Genomic DNA, 2,130 nt, shown 5'->3' with positions numbered 1-2,130 from the left:
TGCTGAGGAAATGATTTTCGTTTTACCCGGCCAGGACGATATTTTGGCGGGTCGGACTGCTTTTAGGTCAGCTCTTGATGGTATTGTTCAGGCGCTGCCTCCGGGCTTCAACATAACTGATCTGCGCTATTGCCCGGGTGACAATGAGATCATGAACGTTGTGGAGTTTAGGTCTGACAAACTGCCGAACGGCTCGCAATGCGCGGTGTTATTCAAGTTCAATTCTGATGACCTGATCATTGAAGAACGCTGGTTTGTCGATACCGAACAGTGGAAAGCTGCATTCTGACCAAACGGTTATAATAAGGACGCATTTTTTATCCGTAGTGCGGTGTGGTTGAGGCTCTGCTCCAGAGTTGGCCAGCCTAGCGGAACACAAATTTGAATTCCAAGTTCAATAAGCTGAAGCGCCTTTTCAGGATGCTTCGCTTGTAGCTCCATTTCAGCAACAATACCCATTGCTTCCGAGTGGAGCCCATCCATTTCCAAATTGGCTGCGTTGACCTGAATTTCTTGCAGGATTTGTCGCGCTTCCGACAAGTGCTTTGTTGTGGCCATGTATTTCAGAAGCTCCAATCTTGAAATACAGGCACCGCGGAAGTTCCCACGCTCCTCAAAGTAGCTTATGCCCGTCTCAAGCCATTTGATCCCTTCATCAGTTCGCCCTGTCTGGATCAACGCGGAGCCATACGCAGCGTCCCCGGCATACGCAAAGTAGAATGCGCCAATCTGTTCGCTGCGCCACGGTGCCTTGGCAAGACGCTCCAGGCCCTGTTCAGGTTCAAATAACGCCACGTGCGTCATTCCTAAAGCAAGTTCGGACATAAGCCGGTCAAAACCGCTCGCAGCACTTTCCATCCCGGTGCGCGCAAATTGGAACGCTGCAATCGTGTTCCCAGCCATCGCATGGCTGACTGCAAGGAGACAGGCACCCCAGCACTCAGCTGGTGGATAGCTGTCGTGATCGCCCATCTCAAACAATGATTGAGCCATTTCTACGGCGACACCTACTTTGCCGATCTGTATCGCGTGGCACCATCGTCCATAGTAAGCCAGCGTTTTTAGATAGCGATCTCCAAGTTGTTCGCCTTTCGCTTGCACTACGTCCGCCTGAGACTCCAACTTGGAGTACCACTCGCCTTCTGCAACGATACAGTCCAACCACAGGGTCAGCCCAAGCGAATAACCGACGCAACTTTCATCTCCAAGTTGGCGGCCAATGTGCAGAGCAGAATCAAACGATTTTGCCGCGTCTTTGAAACGTCCGGCATGTAGATAACCTTCACCAATCCACGTTAGTGATCGCGAAACTTCTTCAATTTCACCAAGAGTTTGTATGCGCGGCAAGTGGCTTTTTGCCAGCTTGGTCATCGCGGCAAAATCTCCATTCCAGCAAAGAACCTGCGTCTGATTCACAACAGTCCGAGCCAGGAGTAATGTCGCCTCATCCCCGGTTTGATCCATCGTCAAGTTCAGGCATTTTCCAAACCACATTTCGGCATCGCGCAATGCAAAAAGGTCAAGCGCCTTGCAACCTGCCAAATAGGCGAAACGAGCGGTGGATTTGTACTCGCCGGCAGCTTCGAAATGATGCGCCAGCGTCTCCGCCACCTCGGCCAGGTTGTCGGCGTACATACCTTCTATTCTCTGTGCCGCCTCCAGATGAAGCATACGTCGGTCATCAGAAAGCAAGCTTTCATATATCACCTGTTGAACGAGTGCGTGGTGGAAGCGCACCTTGTGTGCGTTTTGTGGCGAGGGCTCCAGAATACCCAGCCCACCAATTGCATCGAATTCTGATTGCAAATTGTCTCCAAGTAACGAGATTTCCGCTTCGCGGCCAAAAACGGACGCCATTTCTGCGACGCGGCGCGCACCGGGAGAAAGCGCATCGACCCTGTGCATCAAGAGACCTGCAAGGGTATCGGGAATAGAAGCCCCGGTTTCAGTTTCCAAACTCTCGTAAGCGCCCAAAACGTGACGTGCAAGTTCCTCTAGGAAAAGAGGATTACCTCCAGCGCGCGCAACAAGATCGCTAAAATCACGAGTTTCTGCTTCTGAGGCCACGCATTCGCGAAGCAGCAGAGCTGACTGTTCTCGATCCAAGGGGATCAGGTTGATATTCTCAAC

The 2,130-nt window shown here is 51.7% G+C and carries 2 protein-coding genes; one reads left to right on the top strand and one right to left on the bottom strand.

Annotated elements, in window-relative coordinates:
- The coding region (locus Q0816_RS25850) for a hypothetical protein (RefSeq protein WP_298856175.1) at positions 1-289 on the top strand (289 nt) is incomplete at its 5' end.
- 8 nt (positions 290-297) lie between these two features.
- On the opposite strand, the gene Q0816_RS25845 is transcribed toward Q0816_RS25850, so the two are convergent.
- Positions 298-2,130: hypothetical protein (locus tag Q0816_RS25845; RefSeq protein WP_298856171.1), on the bottom strand; the 1,833-nt coding region annotated here is incomplete at its 5' end.

Source organism: uncultured Ruegeria sp., from assembly GCF_947497005.1.
In the GTDB taxonomy this organism is placed as follows: Bacteria; Pseudomonadota; Alphaproteobacteria; order Rhodobacterales; family Rhodobacteraceae; genus Ruegeria.
This window is presented reverse-complemented; position numbering and strand designations above follow the sequence as displayed.